This window comes from Pantoea dispersa (assembly GCF_019890955.1).
GTDB lineage: Bacteria > Pseudomonadota > Gammaproteobacteria > Enterobacterales > Enterobacteriaceae > Pantoea > Pantoea dispersa.
Genome location: NZ_CP082346.1, coordinates 1,654,948 through 1,679,280 on the forward strand (window position 1 = coordinate 1,654,948; position 24,333 = coordinate 1,679,280).

The 24,333-nt window shown below is 56.6% G+C and carries 29 protein-coding genes and 1 tRNA gene; 11 read left to right on the forward strand and 19 right to left on the reverse strand.

What is annotated here, in order from left to right:
* The first annotated feature begins 3 nt into the window (after positions 1 to 3).
* A complete protein-coding gene (gene ybiX / locus K7H94_RS07555) occupies positions 4 to 681 on the forward strand; it encodes a PKHD-type hydroxylase YbiX (RefSeq protein ID WP_150058604.1) in 678 nt (225 codons plus the stop codon).
* A 57-nt stretch (positions 682 to 738) separates the two neighbouring features.
* Here the strand turns inward: ybiX and K7H94_RS07560 are convergent.
* The 3 genes from K7H94_RS07560 to K7H94_RS07570 all read right to left on the reverse strand — a co-directional run bounded on the left by K7H94_RS07560 (position 739) and on the right by K7H94_RS07570 (position 2,613).
* A tRNA-Asn gene (locus K7H94_RS07560) sits at positions 739 to 814 on the reverse strand.
* A gap of 103 nt (positions 815 to 917) precedes the next feature.
* Positions 918 to 1,694 (reverse strand): DgsA anti-repressor MtfA, encoded by a 777-nt coding sequence (mtfA, locus tag K7H94_RS07565; RefSeq protein WP_222951899.1) that lies wholly within the window; start codon positions 1,692 to 1,694, stop codon positions 918 to 920.
* Positions 1,695 to 1,932: 238 nt separating this feature from the next.
* A complete protein-coding gene (locus tag K7H94_RS07570) occupies positions 1,933 to 2,613 on the reverse strand; it encodes an ASCH domain-containing protein (RefSeq protein ID WP_222951900.1) in 681 nt (226 codons plus the stop codon).
* 580 nt (positions 2,614 to 3,193) lie between these two features.
* Here K7H94_RS07570 and K7H94_RS07575 point away from each other — a divergent pair.
* Together K7H94_RS07575 and K7H94_RS07580 are read left to right on the forward strand one after the other, a co-directional pair.
* Positions 3,194 to 3,898, forward strand: a complete 705-nt coding sequence (locus K7H94_RS07575; RefSeq protein ID WP_058757381.1) for a phosphohydrolase — start codon at positions 3,194 to 3,196, stop codon at positions 3,896 to 3,898.
* A 70-nt stretch (positions 3,899 to 3,968) separates the two neighbouring features.
* Positions 3,969 to 4,214 (forward strand): hypothetical protein, encoded by a 246-nt coding sequence (locus tag K7H94_RS07580; protein ID WP_104093175.1) that lies wholly within the window; start codon positions 3,969 to 3,971, stop codon positions 4,212 to 4,214.
* 40 nt (positions 4,215 to 4,254) lie between these two features.
* Here K7H94_RS07580 and K7H94_RS07585 read toward each other — a convergent pair whose 3' ends face one another.
* Together K7H94_RS07585 and dcm are read right to left on the reverse strand one after the other, a co-directional pair.
* Positions 4,255 to 5,850, reverse strand: a complete 1,596-nt coding sequence (locus K7H94_RS07585) for a methyl-accepting chemotaxis protein (protein WP_222951901.1) — start codon at positions 5,848 to 5,850, stop codon at positions 4,255 to 4,257.
* 149 nt (positions 5,851 to 5,999) lie between these two features.
* Entirely contained in the window at positions 6,000 to 7,397 is a 1,398-nt protein-coding gene (gene dcm, locus K7H94_RS07590; protein ID WP_222951902.1) for a DNA (cytosine-5-)-methyltransferase, read from the reverse strand.
* A gap of 156 nt (positions 7,398 to 7,553) precedes the next feature.
* Between dcm and K7H94_RS07595 the strand changes: the two genes are divergently transcribed.
* The 6 genes from K7H94_RS07595 (at position 7,554) to dgcQ (ending at position 11,617) form a co-directional block, all read left to right on the forward strand.
* On the forward strand, positions 7,554 to 8,030 hold the full coding sequence (locus K7H94_RS07595; RefSeq protein ID WP_152390714.1) for a very short patch repair endonuclease: 477 nt from the start codon (positions 7,554 to 7,556) through the stop codon (positions 8,028 to 8,030).
* Positions 8,031 to 8,100: 70 nt separating this feature from the next.
* The gene (locus K7H94_RS07600) at positions 8,101 to 8,376 is read left to right on the forward strand and encodes a hypothetical protein (RefSeq protein ID WP_021509848.1); all 276 of its coding nucleotides are present in this window, start codon (positions 8,101 to 8,103) and stop codon (positions 8,374 to 8,376) included.
* A gap of 11 nt (positions 8,377 to 8,387) precedes the next feature.
* The gene (locus tag K7H94_RS07605; RefSeq protein WP_058757386.1) at positions 8,388 to 9,299 is read left to right on the forward strand and encodes a DUF808 domain-containing protein; all 912 of its coding nucleotides are present in this window, start codon (positions 8,388 to 8,390) and stop codon (positions 9,297 to 9,299) included.
* Between the two features lie 36 nt (positions 9,300 to 9,335).
* On the forward strand, positions 9,336 to 9,470 hold the full coding sequence (locus tag K7H94_RS23140) for a hypothetical protein (RefSeq protein ID WP_254919505.1): 135 nt from the start codon (positions 9,336 to 9,338) through the stop codon (positions 9,468 to 9,470).
* Positions 9,471 to 9,651: 181 nt separating this feature from the next.
* Positions 9,652 to 9,831 (forward strand): YodC family protein, encoded by a 180-nt coding sequence (locus K7H94_RS07610; RefSeq protein ID WP_010618657.1) that lies wholly within the window; start codon positions 9,652 to 9,654, stop codon positions 9,829 to 9,831.
* A 133-nt stretch (positions 9,832 to 9,964) separates the two neighbouring features.
* Positions 9,965 to 11,617, forward strand: coding sequence for a cellulose biosynthesis regulator diguanylate cyclase DgcQ (gene dgcQ / locus K7H94_RS07615; protein ID WP_222951903.1), 1,653 nt, complete (start codon positions 9,965 to 9,967; stop codon positions 11,615 to 11,617).
* Here dgcQ and K7H94_RS07620 read toward each other — a convergent pair.
* From K7H94_RS07620 to K7H94_RS07630, 3 genes are all read right to left on the reverse strand, one after another.
* Positions 11,614 to 12,834, reverse strand: a complete 1,221-nt coding sequence (locus K7H94_RS07620; RefSeq protein ID WP_058757388.1) for a glycosyltransferase family protein — start codon at positions 12,832 to 12,834, stop codon at positions 11,614 to 11,616. The genes dgcQ and K7H94_RS07620 overlap by 4 nt on opposite strands.
* A 26-nt stretch (positions 12,835 to 12,860) precedes the next feature.
* Positions 12,861 to 13,658, reverse strand: coding sequence for a mannosyl-3-phosphoglycerate phosphatase-related protein (locus K7H94_RS07625; protein WP_222951904.1), 798 nt, complete (start codon positions 13,656 to 13,658; stop codon positions 12,861 to 12,863).
* A 360-nt stretch (positions 13,659 to 14,018) separates the two neighbouring features.
* Positions 14,019 to 14,252, reverse strand: a complete 234-nt coding sequence (locus K7H94_RS07630) for a YodD family protein (protein WP_058757390.1) — start codon at positions 14,250 to 14,252, stop codon at positions 14,019 to 14,021.
* Positions 14,253 to 14,568: 316 nt separating this feature from the next.
* Between K7H94_RS07630 and K7H94_RS07635 the strand changes: the two genes are divergently transcribed.
* Complete coding sequence (locus K7H94_RS07635; RefSeq protein WP_021509855.1) at positions 14,569 to 14,727, forward strand: YqaE/Pmp3 family membrane protein; 159 nt, start codon at positions 14,569 to 14,571, stop codon at positions 14,725 to 14,727.
* 67 nt (positions 14,728 to 14,794) lie between these two features.
* Positions 14,795 to 14,992 carry a protein DsrB gene (dsrB, locus tag K7H94_RS07640; protein ID WP_170264770.1) on the forward strand — a complete coding sequence of 66 codons (198 nt, stop codon included), beginning with the start codon at positions 14,795 to 14,797 and terminating at the stop codon, positions 14,990 to 14,992.
* 225 nt (positions 14,993 to 15,217) lie between these two features.
* Here the strand turns inward: dsrB and K7H94_RS07645 are convergent, their stop codons facing one another.
* The 11 genes from K7H94_RS07645 to fliJ form a co-directional block, all read right to left on the reverse strand.
* A complete protein-coding gene (locus tag K7H94_RS07645) occupies positions 15,218 to 16,921 on the reverse strand; it encodes a methyl-accepting chemotaxis protein (protein WP_021509857.1) in 1,704 nt (567 codons plus the stop codon).
* 163 nt (positions 16,922 to 17,084) lie between these two features.
* Positions 17,085 to 17,720, reverse strand: a complete 636-nt coding sequence (gene rcsA / locus K7H94_RS07650) for a transcriptional regulator RcsA (RefSeq protein ID WP_021509858.1) — start codon at positions 17,718 to 17,720, stop codon at positions 17,085 to 17,087.
* Positions 17,721 to 18,347: 627 nt separating this feature from the next.
* A complete protein-coding gene (gene fliR / locus K7H94_RS07655) occupies positions 18,348 to 19,136 on the reverse strand; it encodes a flagellar biosynthetic protein FliR (protein WP_021509859.1) in 789 nt (262 codons plus the stop codon).
* Positions 19,136 to 19,405 (reverse strand): flagellar biosynthesis protein FliQ, encoded by a 270-nt coding sequence (gene fliQ, locus K7H94_RS07660; RefSeq protein ID WP_010618647.1) that lies wholly within the window; start codon positions 19,403 to 19,405, stop codon positions 19,136 to 19,138. Before fliQ ends, fliR begins: the two co-directional genes overlap by 1 nt.
* A 41-nt stretch (positions 19,406 to 19,446) precedes the next feature.
* Positions 19,447 to 20,181 (reverse strand): flagellar type III secretion system pore protein FliP, encoded by a 735-nt coding sequence (fliP, locus tag K7H94_RS07665; protein ID WP_031280176.1) that lies wholly within the window; start codon positions 20,179 to 20,181, stop codon positions 19,447 to 19,449.
* A complete protein-coding gene (gene fliO / locus K7H94_RS07670; protein WP_058757392.1) occupies positions 20,181 to 20,576 on the reverse strand; it encodes a flagellar biosynthetic protein FliO in 396 nt (131 codons plus the stop codon). Before fliO ends, fliP begins: the two co-directional genes overlap by 1 nt.
* A gap of 2 nt (positions 20,577 to 20,578) precedes the next feature.
* Positions 20,579 to 20,989, reverse strand: a complete 411-nt coding sequence (fliN, locus tag K7H94_RS07675) for a flagellar motor switch protein FliN (protein ID WP_021509862.1) — start codon at positions 20,987 to 20,989, stop codon at positions 20,579 to 20,581.
* Positions 20,982 to 21,989, reverse strand: coding sequence for a flagellar motor switch protein FliM (gene fliM, locus K7H94_RS07680; protein WP_021509863.1), 1,008 nt, complete (start codon positions 21,987 to 21,989; stop codon positions 20,982 to 20,984). Before fliM ends, fliN begins: the two co-directional genes overlap by 8 nt.
* 4 nt (positions 21,990 to 21,993) lie before the next feature.
* Positions 21,994 to 22,479, reverse strand: coding sequence for a flagellar basal body-associated protein FliL (gene fliL, locus K7H94_RS07685; protein ID WP_021509864.1), 486 nt, complete (start codon positions 22,477 to 22,479; stop codon positions 21,994 to 21,996).
* Between the two features lie 130 nt (positions 22,480 to 22,609).
* On the reverse strand, positions 22,610 to 23,875 hold the full coding sequence (locus K7H94_RS07690) for a flagellar hook-length control protein FliK (protein ID WP_058780713.1): 1,266 nt from the start codon (positions 23,873 to 23,875) through the stop codon (positions 22,610 to 22,612).
* Positions 23,872 to 24,315, reverse strand: a complete 444-nt coding sequence (fliJ, locus tag K7H94_RS07695) for a flagellar export protein FliJ (protein WP_021509866.1) — start codon at positions 24,313 to 24,315, stop codon at positions 23,872 to 23,874. The genes K7H94_RS07690 and fliJ overlap by 4 nt, the downstream gene beginning before the upstream one ends.
* Positions 24,316 to 24,333: the final 18 nt, after the last annotated feature.

Below are 24,333 nucleotides of genomic sequence, written 5' to 3' on the forward strand. Positions count from 1 at the left end.
GCGATGATGTATCACATTCCTGCCGTGCTCAACGCTGAACAGCTGGCGCACTTTACCACCCAGCTGCAGCAGGCTGACTGGGTTGACGGACGGGCGACGGTCGGCAGCCAGGGCGCGACCGTAAAAAATAACCAGCAGATTGACACCGGTACGCCACTTTACGATCGGCTGCAGGCTGCAGTGCTTCAGGCACTGAATAGCCATCCGCTATTCTTTGCCGCCGCGCTGCCGCGCACGCTTTCTGCGCCGCTGTTCAACCGTTATCAGCAGGGGGAAACCTACGGTTTTCACGTTGATGGTGCGGTACGCCACAATGGCGCGGCCGGCTGGATGCGTACCGATCTCTCCGCCACGCTGTTTCTGTGTGAACCCGACAGTTACGAGGGCGGGGAACTGGTGATCGAGGATACTTACGGTCAGCACCGCGTAAAACTGCCGGCGGGCGACCTGGTGCTTTATCCCTCCAGCAGCCTGCACTGCGTCACGCCAGTCACGCGCGGCGCGCGGGTCGCCTCGTTTTTATGGATTCAGTCGATGGTGCGCGATGATAAGCAACGCGCGATGCTGTTTGAACTGGACCGCAACATTCAAAGCCTGAAAGCGCGCCACGGTGACAGCGAAGAGCTGCTGTCGCTGCTGAATATGTACCACAACCTGCTGCGCGGCTGGACGGAGGTTTAGCCGTCACGCAATAACAAAAAGCCCGCTCAGGTTTCCCTGAGCGGGCTTCTTTAAATCTGGCTCCTCTGACTGGACTCGAACCAGTGACATACGGATTAACAGTCCGCCGTTCTACCGACTGAACTACAGAGGAATCGTTGGAACGAGGCGAATATTAATGGCAGCCCCTGTGGGTGTCAACCGCTAAAAACACATTTGTATTCAACTGGCTAGCAAAGCGGCAAAGCGATCGTGATTTAAGCAGATTCCGGTGCCTGCTGCGCCAGCCGCGCCAGCGGATCCTGATGGTAAAACTGCTGAAGGTGGCGATACATGGCCGGAAAACGGCTGGCGAGCAGGTCGGGGGCGCTGAAAAAGTACTCCGACAGCACGGCAAAACATTCCGCCGGATCGCTGACGGCATAAGGATCGAGGGTCGCGGCCTGTTCACCCACCAGCTCCACTTCCGCTTCAATCTCGGCCATCGCCTGCAGTAAATCTTTCTCCCAGCTGGCCACATCGCGCAGCGCGATGGCCGGGATGCCGCTGGTGTAACCGCTGCCGCGCGCGTCGAGCTTGTGCGCCACTTCGTGGATCACCAGGTTGTAACCAGAGAGATCGTATGAGTCCTGGATGTCCAGCGCGTTCAGCACCACCGGTCCCTGCGTCCAGCTCTGGCCGGCATGCACGGCCGGCGCGTGGTGCACCAGGCCGCTGTCGTCCTCCCAGCGATCGTCAACGCTGAACGGCTCCGGGTAGATCAGCACTTCGTGGAAGCCGTCGAGCCATTCCAGACCCAGCTTCAATACCGGCAGGCAAAACAGCAACGACAGGCGAGTCAGGCGCAGTTCGCTGAGTTCCAGACCCTGCAGCGGGGTGATTTTTTTCTGCAGCAGGAAGCGTTGCGCCAGCGCCACCAGTGCCTGCTGTTCGTCGCTGTTCAGCAGAGAAAAGATCGGCTGCCCCAGCGCCTGTTGCCAGGGCAGGGCAGTCACGGCAGCATCTTTTTGTGCACGCCACGGCCATTTGATCATTGCGTCACTCACTCTGCAGGGCGGAAATCATATCCTGACGCGGCAGACGATAAATTGCCAGCGTGGAATCAAAGCCGCTTATTCAACCTGTTAGCGGCGGATTTGTCTGTGACAGGGATTGCAAACTGGCAAGGTGGGAAAGGGGGCGCGCTGTGCCGCCGGCGAGGGGGCAAGGGCTGGTGATTCACTGAATCGCGCAAAAGACGACGCCCTCTTCCGTGCGGAAGAGGGCAAACGGTTAGCCTTCACGCTCCACACGCTGGAATGCGATGACCCAAACCCAGGGATTCACCTCCCAGCTGGTGGCGCCGTACTGCTTCTGCCACGCCTTGCGGTAAGCTTCTTTCGGCGATTCGGAATTCATGTTCATAGTGAAGAAATTATTGAGGAAGTGCGAATCGGTCTGCACGCCTTCCGCCATGATGTCGTCTTCGCTGATGTCCTGAATTTTCTCCGCGCGTACCGCCGTGATTTCCAGATCGATGCGGCTGGCCCAGCGCGGCATATGGATGGCGGTCTGCCAGCCAAACTGCTCGGCGACCTGCTGATTGTCTTCCTGTTGTCCAAGTTCATGGCTGTCGGCGCGATACTGGCAAAATGCCGGATTGCGGAACGGCAGCGGATCGCGCTCGTATTCCGCCAGATGCGCCTCAGGCACAATCGGACCCCGCCAGGTTTCACGCACCCACAGGCGATCGCCGACCTGGCCAAACGGGCACTGGGCGCCAATGTCCGCCATCGACATCAGCTTATAGCCATGCAGATGATTAGCGCTGACATCAAACGCGTGCACGCCTTCATGATGATCCTGTCCCGGGCCAAACGCCTGAGTTTTCATAATGCGCCGGGTCTGAGTTTGCTGGCCAACCAGCAGGGCGCGCACCCGCTGTTCGGAAAAAAGAATCGGCCGTTCTTTCATTATGTACCTCATGTTGTATCACGTACCCGGAGAACTTCGACGAAACATCCGTATCCTCGGATGAGAGCATTAGCATAATGGGTTTGAATCAATTTGCTTAATAATTTGTCGCCTTATTATCGGGCAATAACTGCCGCTTCCGGTATTAAAAATGGCTCATAAGCAAACAGTGTGCTGACGAAGGCTTCGGGTACAGGTGAGAGCCGTAAATTTCCCCTATACAGTACGTTATAACGGTCGCAATGGGAATCTTTTCAGATTATGTCGCTATGCAAAGGGGCGATTTAATGCTGGGGTTGCGACAGGCTAAACTGGACCTTTGGCGATGCTGAAAATTCACCCAGTGGGAAATGCATCACCGAAATTAAACAGAGTGGCTTAACTAAAACAGGTTAAGGAAATACTGAAAACCGTATCGCGGCTGGGCAAGCGGCATTAACAGCGCTATAACATGATCGGGATCGCATTTTTTTGCGCTGGACATCCGGGAAGGGTGTAAAGAAAGTGTCATCACCGGGCCGCTATGATGAGACGCAAGCCGTACCCGGTGCGAAATAATAGCAATAACAGGAGAAGCACGATGTCACTGACCCATTGGCAACACCGTTACGAAAGCTGGCTGCAGCTGAACTGGCTGCACGATGATAAAGCCCATGATATCGCGCACCTGCGCCGCGTCTGGATGAGCGCGGCCCGCATTATGCAAAACACCAATGCCGATCCGCTGGTGGTGCTGACCGCCTGCTATTTCCACGATGTGGTGAACCTGCCGAAAAACCATCCGGAGCGCCATCTGGCTTCGACTTACGCGGCGGAAGAGACGCGCCGCATTCTGCAACAGGATTTTCCGGATTTTCCCTCAGCGCTGCTGGACAGCGTGGCGCATGCGGTGCAGGCCCACAGTTTCAGCGCCCGCATCACGCCAAAAACGTTAGAAGCGAAGATCGTTCAGGACGCCGATCGTCTCGAATCATTAGGCGCGATTGGCCTTGCGCGCGTTTTCTATACCGCGGGTGCGCTGGGACGGCCGTTGTTCGACAGCGACGATCCGCTGGGTAAAGATCGTGAACTGGATGACGTAAAGTGGACGCTGGATCATTTCCAGAAGAAACTGCTGAGCCTGCCGCAGACCATGCAGACGGAAACCGGCCGTCTGCTGGCGGAACACAACGCCGATTTTCTCGTCCGCTATATGGCAAAGCTGTGCGCCGAACTGCAGGGCAATCTGACCGATATTGATGAGTCCGTGTTACGCGATTTCAGTCCCATACCGGCACAATATTAAATTTTTATGACAGTCTGTTAACTTTCATCTGCTTCCGCTACGTTGTTGTAAATCAAGAGGGAGTGTGAAGATGACCGAGACCGTTAACTTAACCATTAAAATTGACCCGGCGCTAAAAGAGCACATTAAACAGTTAGCCGCTGATAACCAAATCTCCATGAGTCAGGAGATCGTTAACCGCCTGCAGGCCAGTTTAGATACCGTTGAGCCACCGGTCGTCGACAGTCTGCATACCGAAGAGGCGGGCGATCAACTGAGCGCCGCCGAGCTGAAGCAGGTGCGTGCACTGCTGAAGAAAAGTAAGAAAAAGAAATAACACCAAAACCCGTCGCTGACGGGTTTTTTCTTTCTGCACCTTAGCTAACGCGGAACTGCTGCGCGCGCTGCGTCAGTCGCGCTGAAAGTTCACTCAGCTGCGCCGCTGCCTGCACCTGCTGGTCAGTCAGGGCTTCGTTTTGCTGGAGCTGAAGACTCATTTCCACCACTTCCCGGGCAATTTTGCTCACGCGATGGCTCTGCGCCGTACTGTTATCCTGCAGCTCATTCAGCTGGCTGACTACGCCCGATACCGCCTGGCCAATCCGCGCAAACAGTACTTCCAGCGCCTGCACCTTCGCAAAGCCATCCTGAACGTGCTGCTGCGTGTGCTGGATTAAACCGTCGATCTGCCGCGTGGATGCGCCGCTCTGCTGCGACAGCAATCCCATCTCTTTGGCGACGACCGAAAAACTGCGCCCGTAAGCGCCAGCATGCGCAGATTCTATCGCCGCATTAAGCGACAGCAGACGCGTCTGCATCGACAGGCTGTCCAGCATGCCGACGATGCCAGCGATATCGCCGGCGGCCGCAACGATCTGCTGCATCTGGTGATCCATATTGTCGACTTCATGGGCGCAGTGACGCATCAGCGCATCCGCGGACTGCGCGTCGTGCGTCGCCTGTTGCGAGAAGTGTGCACCTTTTTCCACCTCTTCTGACACGCGATGCAGCCGCTGCGACAGATGATGGAAGCTGGCATTTTGCGCCTGATGCTGCTGCATCACCTGCTGATTATGCTGCTGCATCTCATCAGCGCCGGCCGCCACCCGGGTTGCTACCGTCGTGATGTCGCTGACGATCTGCTGCAAACCCTGACGCATGGTATCGATGGACAGGAGCAGCTGGCGCGTTTCCAGCGACTGACGACGCGTCGGTGCCGGGCTGGCGACCAGATCGCCCGTCGCGATTTGTGCCAGCTGGGCGTTGGCGTGACGCAGCGGCAGCAACACGCCGCGCATCAGCAGCGCGGCGGCCAGCAGCAGCAGCGCCATTAATAACGCGGCAATCGCCAGCGCCAGATTGCGGCTCTGCTTGAGCGTGCTGAGCGAATGCTGGTTGACGCTGCCGAGCTGCTGATTGGCCTGTTCGATTTCGCTAAACCAGGCATCGTTGAACTGCTGCTGGAAAGCCTGCATCGGCACCATAAAAAATGCGTTGATATCATTGGCTGCCAGCCCTTTCAGCTGCTCCTGCAGCCCGCCAGCCAGCAGCACGAAGCCCTGTGCCAGCGGGCTATCGCTTTTCGCCTGATAGGCAGCAAACAGCTGCTGCGCCTGCTGCAATGAGGTAGTGGCTGCCGCCGCCAGGCTTTTCCAGCTGTCGACCGAACCGCTCTGCTGGTCCTGCATCAGATAAATGCCGGCACGATGGCTGTTGTCGCTGGCGGTGAGTAACTCAATACGTGCTTTATCCAGCAGGGCCAGCCGTTCGCGCAGCTGGCTGGCCTGCTGCAATGAGTGTTGCGTCTGATTCACGTGCTGGTTGAGCAACAGCACCCCGGCAAACTGCAGCAGACAAAACAGCACAATAAACAGCATGAACTGGCTGCGCAGGCTGGAGAGCCAGACGGGCAGACGCAGTGTAAAACGAGGTCGCAGCCGCAGCGGCAGGGAGATTACAGACAGGAGAGACATCAAACAGCTCCGCAAAAAATAAAACGCAGTATTGGTTTGATGCGTGACAGTCCGGTGACAGTGCGCGCGATGTGCGGCAAAACAGCACATCGCGCGTTACTAAAGCAAATTGCGGGTGGAAAACCGGGGCGTGAAGCGCGGCTGCGTTTTCAGCGGCGCTGACGCGCGTGCTGCTCAATCAGCGGCAGCAGTAGTTTCGCTACGGCGGCGAACACCGGCACCACCACCGAGTTACCAAACTGTTTGTAGGCTTGTGTGTCGGAGACCGGAATGCGGAAGCGCGCTTCGCCCGGCGCTTCAAAGCCCATCAGGCGGGCACATTCACGCGGCGTCAGGCGGCGCGGGCGGCGCGCCATGTTCGCGGCCTGCTGAAAATCCTGCTCGCCCAGCGCGTGATCCCAGCCGCGATCGATCAGGATTTCCGAACCGTCTTTATAGTAGCGCGCTGACAGCGTGCGTACGCAGCAGTGCGGATTGCGCGGATCGTTGAGGCCAAAGCCAAAACCGTTGCCTTTGGCTTTATGCTTCTTCGCATACTGGTAGAGATAGTGCCACAGCGTGGGCGACAGGGTATATTTTGCCGCCGGCTGCGGCTCCAGCAGGCTGTGCAGCGGCGGAACTTCAGGCGGATAGAGTGCCGCCAGCGCGCGCAGCGAAAAACCCTCGCTCAGGCCGGTATCGCGCCGGATCCCCACCAGCACGATGCGCTCGCGGTGCTGTGGCAGGAAGTGACGCGCATCGACCACTTTGGCATCCGGCGACGGGTCGTCAGCCGCGTCAGCGACGTCGTAACCCAGCTCATCCAGCGTGGCCATAATAATGGCAAAGGTGCGGCCTTTATCATGGCTCTTGAGGTTCTTCACATTCTCCAGCACGAAAAACGGCGGTTTTTTGGCGGCGAGGATGCGCGCCACATCAAAAAACAGCGTGCCCTGGGCTTCACATTCAAAACCGTGCGCGCGACCCAGCGCATTCTTCTTACTGACGCCGGCCAGCGAAAAGGGTTGACAGGGAAAGCCGGCCAGCAGCACCTGATGGTCGGGAATCGTCTTATCGATATGCTGATAAATCGCCTGCTCATCCGACAAACCGGCCGGCTGGGTAATCAGCCGGATATCACTGTTGAACTGATGCCGGGCGGGATCGCTGTAGTGATTGGCTTTGTAAGTGCGCACCGCTTCTTTATTCCACTCGCTGGTGAATACGCACTGGCCACCAATCTGCTCAAAGCCGCGGCGAATACCCCCGATGCCGGCAAACAGATCGATAAACTGAAAGCGGGGATTGTCATAATGCGCCGGTCGCGACGGCAGCAGCGCCTGCAGACGGGCGACCTCCGCCGCGGACAGCGCGGGCGCGGCACTTTTTCCCGCGCGAATACGGTTAAGCTGCGTGATACTCCAGTCGCGGCCGCCGGCCTCGCTCAGGATGACCACCAGATCGCGGGCCGCGTAGATATCCAGTACCTGCAGCAGTAACGCGGTGGCGTCATCATCAGCGGAGTGCGGGGAGGGCGAAGCCGTCGCGGCGGGATCGAGTGCAAGCATGCGTTTTTCCTTAACAGTGAAGCGGCTATGCTACCACTCCTGGCGCGGCGTGGAAATTAACGATGGCTGCGCAGCGTCTCGCAATCTGCTCTGCACAAACTTTCGCTTTCGCCTCAACGCGCTAAAGTTGAAGAAGCCCGGAAAAAAGGAGACGCCATGGCAGACGTCCACTCGCATGATATTCGCCGCAAAAATATGCGCGCCATTCGCAATCAGGATACGGCGATTGAGCAGCGTATTGCGCTGCTGCTGAAAGATCGCGGCTTTAGCTTTCGTGTACAGGACAAAGCGCTGCCGGGCCGGCCGGATTTTGTGCTGCCGCAGCACAAAGCCATTATCTTTGTGCACGGCTGTTTCTGGCATCGTCACCACTGTTATCTGTTCAAAATGCCGGCCACGCGTACCGAATTCTGGAGCGGCAAAATCAACAGTAACGTGGAGCGTGACCGGCGCTATGTGCAGCAGCTGCAGGAAAGTGGCTGGAAGGTGCTGATCGTCTGGGAATGCGCGCTGCGCGGCAAACTGCGGCTGGAAGATGAGGCGCTGGTGGAGCGGCTGGAAGAGTGGCTGCTGGCTGCCACGCACAGCAGCGAGATCGATCATCAGGGATTGCATCACTATCGGGCGGATTAAGGCAGGGTGATTGCTTTTAGCTGCCATAACAGTTTAGATCAGCGTTTTCTCTGGGACGCGGAACACCACCATGAGCAGCATCAAACTGACGGTCAGACGCCTGTATCAACTGCGCGATGAGCGCATGGTCAATGCCCATGCCACGGCACGCATTTACCTGGACGATACGCTGGTGGCCACCGAGGAGATAAGCGGCATGACAGAAAGTCCGGTGAGCAAGTATCTGCACGCCGACGATCTGCACGGGAAAACGTTACGCGTCGAATGGGACTGTGCGGGCATCGCCGATATGACGGTGACGGCGATTGAGCGGTGCCCCTGTTGTCAGGATCACGAACCGGAATAAGGAATGACATTTTGGCAGGAACCAGCTTACTGACTCTTCTGGATGATATTGCCACGCTGCTCGACGACATTTCCGTCATGGGCAAAGTGGCGGCAAAAAAGACCGCCGGCGTGCTGGGCGATGACCTGTCGCTCAATGCGCAGCAGGTGACAGGCGTGAAGGCCAATCGTGAGCTCCCGGTGGTGTGGGGCGTGGCGAAGGGCTCGTTTATCAACAAACTGATCCTGGTGCCGCTGGCGCTGCTGATCTCCGCGTTTGCGCCCTGGCTGATTACGCCGCTGTTGATGATTGGCGGCGCCTATCTGTGCTTTGAAGGGGTGGAAAAAGTACTGCACAGCCTGCACCACGACAAAGCGGAGAAGAGCCCGGAAGCGCGGCAAAAGCGGCTGGATAATCTGGCGCAGCAGGATCCGCGCCAGTTCGAAAAAGATAAGGTGAAAGGCGCAGTGCGCACCGACTTCATTCTGTCGGCTGAAATCGTGGCGATTACCCTGGGCATTGTTTCGGATGCGCCGCTGCTCAATCAGGTGTTAATCCTGGCCGGTATTGCCATTCTGGTGACCATTGGCGTGTACGGTATTGTGGCGATGATCGTTAAGATTGACGATCTCGGCTACTGGCTGCGTGAGAAGTCTTCCACGCTGGCGCAGGCCACCGGCGGCGCGCTGCTGGCGCTGGCACCGTGGCTGATGAAAATCCTGTCGGTGGTTGGCACCGTCGCGATGTTCCTGGTGGGTGGCGGCATTATCGTGCACGGTATTGCGCCGCTGCATCATGCCATTGAAGAGTACAGCAGCGGCTTCCCGGGTGTGGTTTCCATGCTGCTGAGCAACGGCGCGAATCTGGTGCTGGGCTTTATCGTTGGGTCGATTGTGCTGTTAGTGGTAAATCTGGTTGCGAAGCTGCGCGGTAAATCGGTATAAAGCGCAGGAAATTTCTAATCACGGGTCAGGAGAACGATGATGAACGACGATATGTTTGAATTTGATATCGATGCACAGCTGGAGCAGGCGGAAGCCAAAGCGGCAGAAAAAGCCAGCGAAGTACCGGCGGATATCAGCGACGAAGCCGACTGCGAAGGCTGCAAAATCTGATTTTCCACCCGGGGAAATCGTTCAAAGCCGATAATAACTTTTATCGGCTTTGTTTATTTACGGCATTTTTCACTGCTTATTCCGAATTTGTCACAGTAATAGCAATATCCTATAGGCAAAAAACGCGCACAGCTGCTATACCTTAATCCGTTCAATCAACGGTGAGAAGGGAGGGCGCGGTATGACCTTTGCAATCAGTGACGAAGTTCAGCACAAACAGGGCGGACCCACCATGGTGGTGACCGGCTATGCCAGCGGAATGGTAGAGTGTCGTTGGTATGATGGCTACAGTGTACGCCGCGAAGCGTTCCGCAGTGATGAGCTGACGCATCTGTCGGCCGCGCGCCAGCTGGCCAGCTGAGTCCTTCGGGACGGTCAGCGCGCCGTCCCGATGTCATTGTCACTTTTCACGTTTTTCCTGATCTCTGCCTGTACGCCGTTTTCCCGCCTGACTACACTTCTTCAATTCGTTGTTATCCGGAGCCTGGCTACTGATGCCAATCTCGCCACTGTCATCACGCCGCATGACGCCTGCGCTGCGCGTGCATCTCTGTTTTCTGGCGGTCTTTCTCTTTTCACTTTTTCTCACCGTCCATGAAGCGCTGGAATTAAAAAGTAATTATCAGCAGCGGCAGCGCGCCCAGCTGTCGGAGATCCAGCGCAGCCTCGACAGCCGCTTTCAGGAGAGTCTGGACGAGCTTAATTACTATCAGCGGATGCTCAGCTACGCGCTGACGCACCCGCTGGACGCCGATTATGGTCAGCACGCCCTGCAGCGTTTTCAGCAGTTGCGCCATCAGCCGGTGTGGCAGTTGCAGATCGCTAACCTGCGCAGCATGCCAATTAACGGCGTCAGCGACGAATGGCTGCAGCGTGATGCGCTGCTGCAGCGCGATGATACTTATCTGTTGCCCGAGCTGCGCGCTGCGCTGGAGTTCAGCTTTATCATGCAGTTCAGCGATGAGGCGCAGGACTTTCATTCACGCTTCTGGTACACCTCGCGCGCGGGCTACTACATCAGCTCACGTCCGCCGCGCGACGCGCAGGAGCTGGCACAAAGTTACGCCACCATGACGCAGCGACCCTATTTTCGCGACCAGCAGCCGGGCCGGGCGCCGCAGACGCGATGGCACTGGACTGAAGCCTATCAGGGGGAGTTCAACGAAGGGTTGATGCTGACGGTGAGCGCGCCGGTGATCGCCCATCAGCACTGGTACGGCGTGTTATCGATGGATTTCACCCAGCAGCGAATTAATGCATTGCTGCACCAGTCGCGTCACAGCGTGCTGCAGGGCAAGCTGGTGCTCGAAGATCGCGCACTCAACGAGATCACCCGGCTGCCGGCACCGCACGATGTGGCATTGACCCCCGCGCAGCGCGGCCAGCTGATGCAGGCGATTCACCAGCAGCCGGCCGGAACATTGTGGCTGGGCAGTCAGCTGGCCAGCTGGGTTAAGTTAAAAAATGTCGATGCCTGGCTAATCAACGTGCAGAGCCTGCGCCAGGGGCTGGCGCAGGAGCTGGGGCGGGTAGCGCTGTTTCTGCTGGGCATGTGGCTGCTGTTCGTGCTGTTACTGGCGCTGGCGCATCAGGTGATTTTCCGCCTGGTACGGCGGCTGGAGGACCTCTCGGCGCGACTGGCCTGGCGCGCTAACTATGACGGCCTGACGCGCCTGCTTAATCGCAGCGCGTTTTTCGACCAGTTTATCGTGCTGGCGCGGCGCTGCGAACAGCAGCAACAGCCGCTGGCGGTGATCCAGCTCGATATCGATCATTTTAAAAAGGTCAATGATAGCTGGGGCCACCACGCGGGCGATCAGGCGCTAATGCGCGTGGCCGGCGTCATCAAACATACGCTGCGCCCTTACGACGTGGCCGGACGCATCGGCGGCGAAGAGTTTTGCATCGTGCTGCCGCACACCACGCTGGCTGAGGCGCAGGGCGTGGCGGAGCGTATCCGCAGCCGGCTGGCGGCCAAAACCATTCTGGTCAACGCCAGCACCACCTTTAGCGTTACGTTGTCGGCAGGTGTCAGCTGCAGTACTGAGCAGGGCAGTTACCATGCAGAAAGTCTGCAGGCGGTAGCGGACCGCCGCCTGTATCTGGCGAAAAGCGGCGGTCGCAATCGGGTGTGCGCGGCTGGTTAGACTTTGCCCTCGTTATCCTCTTCAACCGCCTGATAGATGCGCTGCAGGATATCAGGGAACGCTGACTGCACGCGGCTCCAGCTGGGGATAAACGGTTTCTCGTTTGGCCGCTCGATGAACGACTGGCCGGCGTCGAGAATCGCCTGAGTGAACATCTCGACCGCCGCTTCTTCAATGTGCTGATCAAACTTCAGTCCGTTCATGGTGGCTTCGTGGTTGTAGATCTCCATCATGTCCAGCGCGTTGCGATAATAGGTGGCCTTCAGCACGCGGAATGAGTCGCTGGTGAGCGGTACGCCCATTGTCGCCAGCTTACGCAGCAGCGACTGCACGATATCATTACTCATGCGTTTCAGGCCACCGGTGCCGTCCTCTTCCGCCAGCGGCTGATGCTTATGGTCGTAGTTGTCCGCGATTTCCACCTGGCAGGTCTGCCGCGTGGTGTAATTGCGATAGATCTCTGACAGCACGCCAATTTCCAGCCCCCAGTCGCCAGGGATTTTGATGCCGTTCAGCACGTGGGTGCGCATGGCAAACTCGCCGGACAGCGGATAGCGGAAACTGGTGAGATAGTCGAGATACTCCGAATGGCCGTAGACTTTCTGCAGCGAGCGCAGCAGCGGGCCCACCAGCAGACGCCCGACGCGGCCATTAAGCTTGCCGTCCGCAACGCGCGCATAGAAACCTTTGCAGAATTCATACTGAAACGCCGGGTTGGCCAGCGGGTAGAGCAGACGTGCCAGCATGCCGCGCTCATAGGTCACGATATCGCAGTCATGCAGCGCCACGCACTGCGAGCGGTCGGAGGCCAGCGTGTAGCCGGTGCAGAACCACACGTTGCGCCCCTTGCCGGGCTGGCTGGGCGACAGGCCCTCTTTATCCAGCTCGGCGTCCAGCGCTTTCAGCCGCGGGCCATCGTTCCACAAAATGCGGTGGCGCTGCGGCAGGCGCGAGAAAAATTCGCGCGCGAAAAGAAACTGATCGCGATCGGCACGGTCAAGGCCAATCACAATCTCCTCCAGATAGGGCACTTTCGCCAGTTCATTGACGATATTATCCAGCGCCGGGCCTTCCAGCTCGGAAAACAGCGAGGGCAGAATCAGCCCCATTTTGCGCTTGCGCGCAAAGCGCACCATCTCTTTTTCCAGCGACTCCACGCTGCGGTGGGTGAGATTATGAAAGTTGGTAATTACGCCGTTCTGGTAAAAATCACTCATCGTCTCATCCTTCTGGTCAGCTGCCGTTATTCAGGTTGGGCAAGAAAGTAATCCAGACCTTCGCGCCAGCCCTCAGGGCCAACGTGAGCGGTGTGGTAAACGTTGTGATGATCGCTGCGTTGCAGCACCACCGGGGTTTTACTGAAACCTTTAATCACCACGGCATAATCGACGCGTTCCAGCATCGGCGCATCGTTAGGGCCATCGCCCAGACCAATCGTGGTGCGCTTCGTGCCTTCCTGCTGCTGCAACTGCTGCAATAACTGTTCCAGCGCCACGCCTTTACCGCTGCCCGCCGGCATTACGTGCCAGAAACGTCCGCCCTGTGTCAGGGCCAGCTGATGCTGCGCCAGCGCCGCGCGGAAGGCGTCGAGCCGCGTTTCATCATCGCGCCATACGATGACTTCAGACGCATCGCGCAGTCGGCTCTGGCTGGCTTCCGTCAACGTCAGGCCGGTGAAACGGGCCACTTCTGCGTCGCTAAAGTCATGAAAGCCGGTGAAGCGAAAATCCGCCTGCAGGTTGCTGAGCGTGGCGCAGAGCGCAAGATAATCGGCGCCGGGCTCTTCGGCGATCTGTGCTTCCCCGCCGAAGGCGACGCGGGCACCGTTTTCCGCGATAAAGGGCGCACCGGCGATGCCCAGCCGCTTCTGCAGCGGAATAATTTCGGCTGCGGTTTTACTCGAACAAATCACCAGCGGAATCTGTTGCTGCTTAAGACGCGCCAGCCACTCGCTGGCGGCCTGCCAGTTATAGTCATGATGATCGAGCAGCGAACCATCGAGATCGGTCACGATCAGCAGGGAGGAATCTAACGGGATCATCAATACACTCCTTACGCCCAAAGGCATCCGTAAAGCGACGTGTAATCAGTATAATAGCGTAATCACGATCACACTTTTCCTTGCCGCCGGCGCGGCCACTATCCAGGATAATTCTTAAAACACCGCCCGGATACCGAAGCGGCTGCACGTTTTGTGCATGCAGAATGTCAGCCGTAGCGCGATGTTTTCGGTAACAGCAGTGCATGATTATGCAGATTTGTTCGAATTGCGTGCAGAATTGAGACTTGTCTTACTTCAGCTAAGGCGTACTCTGAAGCGGTGTTAAGATTTTCCTGGTGTAACGAATTTATTCTTTTTTCAACCCGGCCAGCGTGCCGGGTCTTTTTTTTGAAATCGATTTCAGCGGTTCACTTCGGTGATGGTGAAATCACGAATATCAAGTTCAAACGCCTCGGCCAGTTCGGTGTAAGAGTCAAACGCTTCGCCATTCACCTTCACGCGGTGCGCATCTTCAGCCTGCATAAACTCCTGCACTTCGCCTGACGTTTTTTTCTGAATCGCTTCCAGCAGCGCGTCCACGTCGATGTTCACTTCGCGCTGCACGTTATCGCTGTACTCTTTTGCTGTAGCCATGACAGCCTCCCGGAGGCAAACGGATTCCTGACAAGTATAGACGGTGACAGCGGGCGAGGGACGTGGACGGGAAACGGGCAAAAAAAAGCCCGCGCTGCGCGGGCAAAAATCCTTGTTACTTTTAGGTTGACTGCCCCTTTGGGGTTGGTGCAGTGCTGACAAGTGTACGAGGGTGCCGCGTCAAAAGTCTTTCCGGGAAACGTTAAGAAAGTGAAAAGCCCGGCTTTGACACTTCTTTACCCGCTGCATTCCCCATTCTGGCGTAAAGCAGCTATGCTTACAGCTGGTTGATTATTATGGTTATCAGGGAGTTAGTATGGATTTAATTCGGATTATTATTGCCATTCTGTTGCCACCGCTGGGCGTATTTTTACAGGTCGGCTTCGGCGGCGCCTTCTGGCTCAACATTCTGCTGACGCTGTGTGGTTACATCCCCGGCATCGTGCATGCGGTGTGGGTAATCGCCCGACGCTGATCGCGATCAGGCAGCGCTGACTATCTTCCGTTACACTATGCGCAGGACTGTTTCTGGAGAGAAATCAATGAAGGTCAATGACCGGGTAACGGTAAAAACCGACGGCGGCCCACGTCGCATCGGTACTGTGCTGGCTGTGGAAGGCTTTAATGAGGGCACCATGTATCTGGTGGCGCTGGAGGATTACCCGCTGGGGATCTGGTTCTTTAATGAGAGCGATCACGCCGAAGGCGTGTTTGTCGAGCCGTATGCGGGGGAAGGGTAGTCTGGTTTTGTGCTCAGATTGCCCTCATGTTGCTCTCAGGTTGCCCTCACCCTAACCCTCTCCCGCTTGCGGGAGAGGGAACCGTTCAGCGCAGATGCTTAGTAATAAGTTGTTCCTGAAGCGTTGTGTGAAAACCATACTCAACAGCCGCACGGACGGCCCCCTCTCCCGCAAGCGGGAGAGGGATGGGGTGAGGGAAAAATACCGCACCCCACCTCACTCCTCTTAAAACGTCTCCCAGTTATCATTGCCCGCTGCAGCCAGCGTCGGACGTGGAGCGAGCGCTGGCGCTTTCAGCGCTGGCTGCGGCGCAGCAGCCACCAGCGAGGCCGGCGTATCATTCAGGCGGAACACCGCCACCGCCTGCGTCAGTTTACCGGCCTGATCTTCCAGCGAAGCCGCGGCTGAAGAGGCTTCCTCCACCAGTGAGGCGTTCTGCTGCGTCACGTTATCCATCTCGGTCACCGCCAGGCTGACCTGCTGAATGCCACGGCTCTGCTCATCAGACGCTGCCGCAATCTCGGCCATAATGTCGGTAACGCGGCGCACCGCTTCGACAATCTCGCCCATGGTGCTGCCGGCTTCACCGACCTGATGCGAGCCGTTGCTGATCAAATCTACTGACTCGGCAATCAGCGACTCAATCTCTTTCGCCGCCTGCGCACTGCGCTGCGCCAGATTGCGCACTTCACTGGCGACCACGGCGAAGCCACGGCCCTGTTCCCCGGCGCGTGCGGCTTCTACTGCGGCGTTCAGCGCCAGGATATTGGTCTGGAAGGCGATACTGTTAATGACATTGGTAATCTCGGCGATTTTCTTCGAGCTGCCGGAGATGTTATTCATGGTTTTCACCACACCGCTCACCAGTTCACCACCGCTGCGCGCTTTGCCAGACGCATCGGCGGCCAGCTGGCTGGCGTGATGGGCGTTTTCGGCGTTCTGCTTCACCGTGGCGGTGAGCTGCTCCATGCTGGCGGCAGTCTGCTCCAGCGCAGAAGCCTGCTGCTCGGTGCGTGATGACAGATCGGTGTTACCTGCGGAGATCTCGCTGGAGCCCTGATAAATCGCCACCGCGCCTTCACGGACGGTGCCAACAGTGCGCACCAGCGACGCCTGCATCAGCTGCAGGTTGTGCAGCAGGCTACCAATTTCATTGCGACCATAGGCCTGCTCGGGGGCGGTGAGATCGCCCTGCGCGATGCGCTCAATGCGACCCACCGACAGGCGCAGTGGATTGATCACCACGCGGCGCAGGAATACGAAGGTGAGCAGCACCAGCAGCAGCGCGGCGGCAAAAGCCGCAGCCATCGCGATAAAACCGACGCGCGACTGATGCGCCGCTTCGGCGTTAATCGCTTCGGCGCGCTCGGTGCGGATCTTAATCGCCTTTAGCAGCACGGCATTATAGGCATCATCCAGCTTGCGGGTGACATCGGTCTCCTGCGCGACAATCCCCTCAAAGCTGCCCTGTTTCGCCGACTCGATCATCGGCTTCAGGCCTTTATCAATATAGGCGTTGAAGCTGGTGGTGAGCGGACCGTCGAGCGCCAGGTCAGCCGGCGTCTTCATTTTGCGATCCATATAAATTTTGAAGCCCTCGCGCGCCTGCTTAATGCGCGTTTCGGTGCGCGCCAGATCGGCACGATAGCCATCCATTTCACCGATGCGCGCCGCCGCGCCCGACTGCAGTACATTAAGGCGTGCGGTTCGCAGATGGTTTGAGCTGTTAGAAATGCCCATGCGCACCTGAATCTCATCGGTGGCGTCATTGAGGGAATTATTGCTCTGAATCAGAAAGTAGCTGGCGAGTCCAATGCACAGGGCAAAAAGCAGCAGAATGCCACCAAAGATCATGCTGAACAGAGGCATCAGGCGTAGGTTTTGCCAGATGCTGAGCTTATGTTGCTCATCTATCGATGCTGTTTTCATTTCCTTGCTCTCATAGTGGTAAGGGGTTCTGAAAACAAGCATCGGCAGCAGGGGATAAAGGCTTAGCGGGGAAGTGGGATCGCGCTCGCAAAACGCTCAAAAATAATCAAGGCCAGTCGCGGGGACTGGCCTTGATAACAAAGCGTATTATCGTAAGGTGAAATTATCGCACGTTGACATAAATGCCCGAGGTAACATTATCTGTCAGGCGCACCACATGATAAATAACCTGTTTATTGTGCGTTTTAATTTTGCGTTTAATATTGCCTTTATGTGACGAAACAGTCTTCGCTTTGATTTGCATCTTATCCGAAATCTGAATGGTGTCATGACCTGACATCCACATTTTCAGCATATTCGATTCAGTCTGGCTCAATGTCAGTGGATGAATATCCAGCCCGGCAGAAATGCGCGGTGACGCATTGAGTTTCTTTTGCAGGTAGGTGCCCAGCAGGGAGTCCAGTGTCGATGTTTTTATCGATTTTGACGTAATAATCAGGTTCTTACGAACGTAGAGGTATTCCTCAAAATGGATATTCGAGATCGCCATAAAAATAAAGAATAGCGTATCCGGATGCTGCATGATAATAGAACGAATGCGATCGCTGGAATCGGATTCATGAATAAAGCATTCTTCGTTAATAAATACTACGCCCGGTTTTAATTGCTCACACCGTTGTTGCAATTGTTCGATGTCAGACACGGAAGTAATATTTTTCTTTTTGACTCCTTTTGCCGACATATAGTCTGACAAACCCAGGCGTGTGTAGTTACATGAATCCATAATAATCGTTGGCATTATAGCGACCCTCACCAATTTGTTATCCGTTTAAATCAACGATGAATACGCGTTTGCGGTACGAGAGAGATTTCCAAAGACACTTTTTTATTCTGCTCAGCAGACTGGCGTAATGCATTCCTGCGCCATCTTGACTCGTCCCTGACCCGTTCTGCGAAGTTTATTGTGTTACTTCCACGTCACTCTTGTCCCCGCGATAGTGGGAATCGCCGGGAATTTGGTTTATGTGTTTCTTTCGCTCTGTTTTGAGAGCCCTGTCACTATCGCGCAAGTCACAGACAAATCTGATAGGACAATTCTTAAAAACATTTGAATCGCGAAAGTGTGACGTTTCAGCGAGTGTTGACAATGCCGGAAAAAAGGGATTTAGACAAGAAAAATCGCTGTAATATTTTTTTTGTTTAAAAACAGCCCTTTGAGCATTTTATCAACCGATTCACCGGCTTAACCGGCTTAGGAATCGTCTGACTAAAATACGCGAAGCGCCGTTTAATAAGAATAATTTTCACCATAAATGCGCATTTATCAGAATATCCTCAGTTGATTTCTGAAAAATATGGTTCGAAAAATGCACAGAATGTTTTTGATTACTTAACTATCGTATAAGAAGGTTAACAGTATCGTTAATCAACGGGCAGGGGAAAGTTCTGATACAAACTGCGCGAGTAAATCAAAGACTTCACCGAACAGATGTTCACAGAAAGGTGCAAGCAACGGCATCATCATACCCAGACTCAGGATCCCTACCGTTAAGGTGATTGGGAAGCCGATGGCGAAAACCGACAGCTGAGGTGAAACGCGGTTTAACAAACCTAGTGCCAGGTTTAGCGTGAGGAGCAGAATTATTAAGGGTAGCGCTAACATCATGCCATTAAGGAAAATTAAGCTGGCGGCTTTGGTCAGCGCCATGAAGGCGTTGGCGTTGAGTGGCTGATCGTTAATCGGCAATGTGTGAAAACTGTCCACCAGTAACGAGATCAACCACAGGTGACCGTTGAAGGTCAGGAACAGCAGCATCGCCAGCATGTCGAGAAAACGGGCCAGCAGCGGCATGTTGATCCGGCTGTTTGGATCGAGCAGGGTGGCAAAAGAGAGGCCCATCTGCAGACCAATCATCTCACCGGCCAGCCGCACGGCAGAAAAAGCCAGCTGCATGGTCAGACCAATCCCCACGCCAATCAGCAGCTGCTGCACCAGCATCCAGAAACCGGCCGGAGTAAACAGCGTCACTTCGACCGGCGGCAGCAGCGGCATCAGAATCCAGGTGGTGACTACCGCCAGTCCAATTTTGACCCGTTTCGGAATCGAACGTTCATTTAGCAGCGGCGCGCTGGCAAACAGCGCCAGCAAACGCACCATCGGCCAGAAGAATTGCGCCACCCAGTGCACCAGCTGGCTGCTGTCGAGGGTGACCATTAGCCGATGATGTAAGGCAGGTTGCTGAACAGGGTACGGATGTAGTCCAGCATCAGGTTGAGCATCCACGGTCCGGCCACCACGGCAGTGGCCGCCACGGCAAGAATTTTCGGGATAAACGACAGTGTCTGTTCGTTAATCTGCGTTGCCGCCTGCAGAATACTGATCAGCAAACCGCTCACCATCGCCACCAGCAGCAGCGGAGCGGCCATCATCAGGGCGATACGCATCGCTTCCTGGCCCATTACCATTACCGATTCCGGTGTCATGTTGCGCTCCTGTCGAGAGAAAGGTGAGGGCGGAAAGCCACTCAGGAGTAAAAACTTTGCGCCAGCGATCCCACCAGCAGCTGCCAGCCATCCACCAGCACGAACAGCATCAGCTTAAACGGCAGCGAAATCGTGGCCGGCGGCACCATCATCATCCCCAGCGCCATCAGTACGCTGGCGACCACCAGGTCGATGATCAGAAACGGAATAAAGACGGTGAAACCAATCTGGAAAGCGGTTTTCAGCTCGCTGGTGACGTAGGCGGGCAGCAGAATACGCATCGGCACCGCTTCCGGGCCCTGAATCGGCGCGCTGTTGGCGAGACGGGCGAACAGGGCCAGGTCGGCTTCGCGCGTCTGGCGCAGCATGAACTCACGCAGCGGCTGGGCACCTTTGTCGATCGCCACGTCCATGCTGATTTTGTCCTGGCTGAACGGCAGATAGGCATCGGTGTAAATCTTGTCGAAGGTCGGCGCCATGATAAAGAAGGTCAGGAACAGCGCGAGACCCAGCATCACCTGATTCGGCGGCGCGGACGGCGTGCCCAGTGCGTTACGCAGCAGACCAAACACAATAATGATGCGGGTGAAACTGGTCATCATCAGCAACACCGCCGGAATAAAGGTCAGCGAGGTAATGAAGACCAGCGTTTGCACCGGCAGCGACCAGCTCTGGCCGCCATTGGCCAGCGGCTGGCTGATCAAACCCGGCAGCTGCGCATGGGCAGCCGGTGCCAGCAGCATCAGCAGCGGCAGAAGAGGGAGCAATCGACGCATCATTGGGGTTTTCCGGGACGTTTAACCAGGTTCTGAAACAGCTGACGAAAATCCTGCGGCGCCGCGCTGACAGGTAGCGACGCTTCCGGTGGCAGCGGCGGCAGCGAGTGCAGATGGGTGATCTGCTGAGCGGTGACGCCCAGCACTAAACGCGCATCGGCGGTATCAACAATCACCACCCGCTCCTGACGGCCAACCTGCACGCTGGCGCTGACTTTCAGCGCCTGACCGCTCACCGCTTTCGGCGCAAAGCCGAGGCGTTTCGCCAGCCAGCCGCAGGCCAGAATCAGCAGCACGATCACCGCCAGCACGCTACTGACTTGCCCAACAACCGAACTGGTGGATACCACCGGCTGGGCGTGAGCGGGCTGAACGGTTTGCGCGTTTTTTAACATGATTAGCGGCTCAGACGACGCATACGTTCGGACGGAGTAATAATGTCGGTGATGCGCACGCCATATTTGTCGTTCACCACCACCACTTCACCCTGGGCGATCAGATAGCCATTGATAAGGATGTCCAGCGGCTCGCCGGCCAGGCCGTCAAGCGCCACCACCGAACCCTGCGTCAGGCGCAGCAGTTCTTTGATGGTCATCTTGGTACGGCCCAGTTCCACGGTCAGTTTGACCGGGATATCCATGATCAGATCGATGTCCTGCAGCGAGCCGCTGGCGGCGCTGGCCTCAAGCGACTTAAATACGTTATCGCCTGGCTCCGCTGCACTGCTGGTCGCCGCCTGCTCGTTCATCGCTTCAGCCCACAGATCGTCCGCAGAGATATCATCGGACGGTTTTTTGCTGTCACTCATTGGGCTGTTCCTCATTCAGCGAATTCAAAATCGGGTTAATCAGATGTTCTACACGCAGCGCATACTGGCCGTTGAGCGTGCCATACTGGCTCGTCAGTACCGGTACGCCGTCGACGTGGGCAATGATGCGGTCCGGCTTCTCAATGGGCAGGACGTCACCAGGTTTCAGTTGCAAAATACGTGACAGACGCAGCGACGTTTCAGCGAAGTGGGCAATCAGCTCCAGCTCCGAGTGCTGCACCTGTTTCACCAGATTGTCGCGCCAGTGGTTATCTTCCTGACGCGAGTTCTCCAGCGGTGGATTGACCAGCAGCTCGCGCAGCGGCTCAATCATCGAAAACGGAATACAGATATTGAACTCACCCACCAGGTTGCCAATCTCCACCTGGAACGGTGTGTTGACCACGATATCGTTCGGTGAGGTGGTGATGTTGGTGAACTTCACCTGCATTTCAGAACGCACGTATTCCACTTCCAGCGGATAAATGGCTTTCCATGCGTCGCTGTAGCCTTCCAGCGCCAGCTTGAGCATGCGGCGAATCACGCGCTGCTCGGTGTGGGTGAACTCACGGCCTTCCACTTTGGTCGGAAAACGACCGTCGCCGCCAAACAGGTTATCCACGGCGATAAACACCAGGCTCGGCGAGAACACCACCAGCGCAGTCCCCCGCAGCGGCTGCAGGTGAATCAGGTTCAGGTTGGTTGGCACCGGCAGGTTGCGGGCAAACTCATGGTACGGCTGAATCTTGATTGCCCCAACGCTGATATCCGGGCTGCGGCGCAGCAGGTTGAACAGCGCCATACGGAAATGACGGGCAAAACGCTCATTGATGATCTCCAGCGCCTGCAGACGCTCGCGCACCACGCGACGCTGGGTATTGGGATCATAGGGGCGGATATCGCCATCGGCCCCTTTGGAACTGTTCTCTACTTCCGCACTGTCACTGTCGCCATTGAGCAGCGCGTCAATCTCAGCCTGGGAGAGAATGCTATCGCCCATTAAGTCACCTCAAAATGAAGGCGGTAAACAGCACGTCACTGACTACCTGCGCAGGTTGACCTTTTACCAGCGGTGGCGCCAGCACCTGTTTGATCTGTTCAACCAGGGCCTGTTTGCCTTGCTCGGTTGCCAGCGCGCTGGCGCTCTGACGTGAAAGCAGCAGCAGCAAACGGCTGCGCACCTCAGGCAGGTAGTCATTCAGCCGACGACGGGTATCCTCATCCGGCAGACGCAGGGTAAAGCCTACGTACAGCACGCGATCGGGATCGTTGTCGGGATTGACCAGGTTAACCGTAAACGTATCCATTGCAAAAAATACCGGGGCGGGCGGCGGCTCCACTTTGGCAGCCTCCGGCTTGTCACCCTCGTGTTTATTCATCATTCGCCAGACTGCATAGCCTGCCACGCTGCAAGCGGCCAGCGTTACAATCAGTAACACCGGAATTAGTAATGAACGTTTGCGGCCTTTAGCTTTCGCGTTATCAGACATGTTTGCAGTTACTTCCTGTGAATTATGGGCAAGCCTCTCGGCTTACCTGGACAGATTATCCCGCGTCTTAAGTCAAACAATGGGAAGAAAAGACGCGGGTTTTACGCTTACCTTCAGCGTTTAGTCGCTGTCAGGCAAAGATATCGACAGCGCCGTTGCCGGTCGCGCGCGCCTGGAGGGCTGCCGGGACGGCAATAGGCGTTATCTCGTTGTCACTGTCCTGGGAGAGGGTAAAGCTGCCGTACTGGCCGTCGCGACGTCCTTCCTGCTGGCCCTGATAACTCTGGCCCTGTGCGAAGGCGTCGCTGTTGACGTTACTCTGTCCCAGGTTAATGCCGCTCTCCGCCAGCGCCGTACGCAGCTGTGGGAGGGCCGCTTCCAGCGCGGCCCTCACATGGCTGTGGCTGGAAACCATTGTTAACTGTGCCTGATCTTTATCCAGCGTCAGGCTGATCTGTATCGCGCCGAGGTCTTCCGGATGCAGACGTAATTCGGCGTTCTGCTGGCCGTTACGGCTGAACATCACAATCTGCTGGCTCAGCGCCTGCTGCCACTCGTTGCTGCCCAGCTGCGCATTCAGCATCGGCGTGGAAGGCGCGCTGCTGGTGCTGGCCGTGGTGCTGACCAGCGGACTGGTACTGCTCAGCGGGCTGCTGATGGCCGGCGCGCTGCTGTCATGGCTGCTGAGCATCTCGCGCCGCTCTTCCGGTTTGCTCAGCGTGCTCAGCACCTGCTGAAAACTCTCATCCAGCGTCATACCGCTGTTGCTGGCCGGCGTGCCGCTGGCGGCCGCGCTCTGCACCGGGCTATGGCTGACACCGGTCAGGCTGGTCAGCGCATCGCTGCCTTTAGATGGCTGGCCATCCGGCTTCGCCTGTTCCTCTTTCAGCGCACTTTGCAGCGAACTGTTAAGTAACGCAGCGTTTAAGCTGGTGCGCGCCTCACCCCGGGTCTCCAGTGCGGTGCTGTTATCCGCTGGCGGGCTGCTGCGGTTTTCGACCACCGCTGGCAACATGGCAAACAGCGCCTGCACATTCTGTAAGTCGCTGGCAGTTAACGAACTTGCTGCGCGCTTGTCATTATCATCGGCTGATTTCAGTCCGGCTTTAGTGTTTTCCGGCTGTAAAAGTGCGTTTAACGCCTCTGGTTTGTCCAGTGCCTGCAGCAGGGCGCTTAATGACGCTTTTGTGACGTTTTTCGCGTCAATTTCTGCCGCCAGATCAGCGGATTGCGCGCCATTCCCCTGCTGCTTAACCAGCGTCAGCAGGCGGTTGCCCAGCTCGGTAATAAATCCCTGCGGCAGGGTGTCAGCAGCGGACAGATTGTCCACTGCCGATGAAGGTTGCGCTTTGCCGGTTTTGGCAAGCTGTGTCAGCAGTGTTGGCAGCGTGTTCATTCGCCTTTCCTCAATGCGGCCCGTTGGGCAAATTCATCCATCCGTTTCTGATCGAGACGGCTTTCCTGTCGTAATGCGTTCTCTTCCGCGCGGGTAATCAGCGTCTGATAGGCATTCAGCTTCTTATGCTTTTCACGCCAGTTGCTCAGCGCCTGTTCCAGCCGCTGGTTCCACTGATTAAGCTGCTGGCGATGCTGTTCGATGGCTTTTTCCAGCGTCTGAATAAACTGGTGATAATTGCTCCAGCGCGTGCTGGCGATGCCGCCGGACATATCCTGATTGAGCTTATTACGGTACTCATCCTGGTAATCGAGCAGCATGCTGAGCTGCTGATCGGCCTGCTGCTGACCGCGACGCATGTCGCCGAGGTGGATCACCGCCTGTTCCAGATCCTGCTCCGCCAGGTCGCGCAGCGTATCAATCGCATTGGCTGTTTTCATCGCGTTACCTCAAGTCGG

Coding starts and splice junctions, on each gene's coding strand:
- K7H94_RS07585 (WP_222951901.1), bottom strand. CDS start 5,850: ATGTCTCTCCTGTCTGTAATCTCCCTGCCGCTGCGGCTGCGACCTCGT.
- fliP (WP_031280176.1), bottom strand. CDS start 20,181: ATGCGTCGATTGCTCCCTCTTCTGCCGCTGCTGATGCTGCTGGCACCG.
- rcsA (WP_021509858.1), bottom strand. CDS start 17,720: ATGCCAACGATTATTATGGATTCATGTAACTACACACGCCTGGGTTTG.
- K7H94_RS07620 (WP_058757388.1), bottom strand. CDS start 12,834: ATGAGTGATTTTTACCAGAACGGCGTAATTACCAACTTTCATAATCTC.
- K7H94_RS07610 (WP_010618657.1), top strand. CDS start 9,652: ATGACCTTTGCAATCAGTGACGAAGTTCAGCACAAACAGGGCGGACCC.
- K7H94_RS07600 (WP_021509848.1), top strand. CDS start 8,101: ATGAGCAGCATCAAACTGACGGTCAGACGCCTGTATCAACTGCGCGAT.
- dcm (WP_222951902.1), bottom strand. CDS start 7,397: ATGCTTGCACTCGATCCCGCCGCGACGGCTTCGCCCTCCCCGCACTCC.
- K7H94_RS07575 (WP_058757381.1), top strand. CDS start 3,194: ATGTCACTGACCCATTGGCAACACCGTTACGAAAGCTGGCTGCAGCTG.
- mtfA (WP_222951899.1), bottom strand. CDS start 1,694: ATGATCAAATGGCCGTGGCGTGCACAAAAAGATGCTGCCGTGACTGCC.
- fliQ (WP_010618647.1), bottom strand. CDS start 19,405: ATGACACCGGAATCGGTAATGGTAATGGGCCAGGAAGCGATGCGTATC.
- fliO (WP_058757392.1), bottom strand. CDS start 20,576: ATGTTAAAAAACGCGCAAACCGTTCAGCCCGCTCACGCCCAGCCGGTG.
- K7H94_RS07625 (WP_222951904.1), bottom strand. CDS start 13,658: ATGATCCCGTTAGATTCCTCCCTGCTGATCGTGACCGATCTCGATGGT.
- fliR (WP_021509859.1), bottom strand. CDS start 19,136: ATGGTCACCCTCGACAGCAGCCAGCTGGTGCACTGGGTGGCGCAATTC.
- K7H94_RS07580 (WP_104093175.1), top strand. CDS start 3,969: ATGACCGAGACCGTTAACTTAACCATTAAAATTGACCCGGCGCTAAAA.
- K7H94_RS23140 (WP_254919505.1), top strand. CDS start 9,336: ATGATGAACGACGATATGTTTGAATTTGATATCGATGCACAGCTGGAG.
- ybiX (WP_150058604.1), top strand. CDS start 4: ATGATGTATCACATTCCTGCCGTGCTCAACGCTGAACAGCTGGCGCAC.
- dsrB (WP_170264770.1), top strand. CDS start 14,795: ATGAAGGTCAATGACCGGGTAACGGTAAAAACCGACGGCGGCCCACGT.
- K7H94_RS07570 (WP_222951900.1), bottom strand. CDS start 2,613: ATGAAAGAACGGCCGATTCTTTTTTCCGAACAGCGGGTGCGCGCCCTG.
- K7H94_RS07635 (WP_021509855.1), top strand. CDS start 14,569: ATGGATTTAATTCGGATTATTATTGCCATTCTGTTGCCACCGCTGGGC.
- K7H94_RS07690 (WP_058780713.1), bottom strand. CDS start 23,875: ATGAACACGCTGCCAACACTGCTGACACAGCTTGCCAAAACCGGCAAA.
- K7H94_RS07645 (WP_021509857.1), bottom strand. CDS start 16,921: ATGAAAACAGCATCGATAGATGAGCAACATAAGCTCAGCATCTGGCAA.
- K7H94_RS07630 (WP_058757390.1), bottom strand. CDS start 14,252: ATGGCTACAGCAAAAGAGTACAGCGATAACGTGCAGCGCGAAGTGAAC.
- fliN (WP_021509862.1), bottom strand. CDS start 20,989: ATGAGTGACAGCAAAAAACCGTCCGATGATATCTCTGCGGACGATCTG.
- fliM (WP_021509863.1), bottom strand. CDS start 21,989: ATGGGCGATAGCATTCTCTCCCAGGCTGAGATTGACGCGCTGCTCAAT.
- K7H94_RS07595 (WP_152390714.1), top strand. CDS start 7,554: ATGGCAGACGTCCACTCGCATGATATTCGCCGCAAAAATATGCGCGCC.
- fliJ (WP_021509866.1), bottom strand. CDS start 24,315: ATGAAAACAGCCAATGCGATTGATACGCTGCGCGACCTGGCGGAGCAG.
- dgcQ (WP_222951903.1), top strand. CDS start 9,965: ATGCCAATCTCGCCACTGTCATCACGCCGCATGACGCCTGCGCTGCGC.
- fliL (WP_021509864.1), bottom strand. CDS start 22,479: ATGTCTGATAACGCGAAAGCTAAAGGCCGCAAACGTTCATTACTAATT.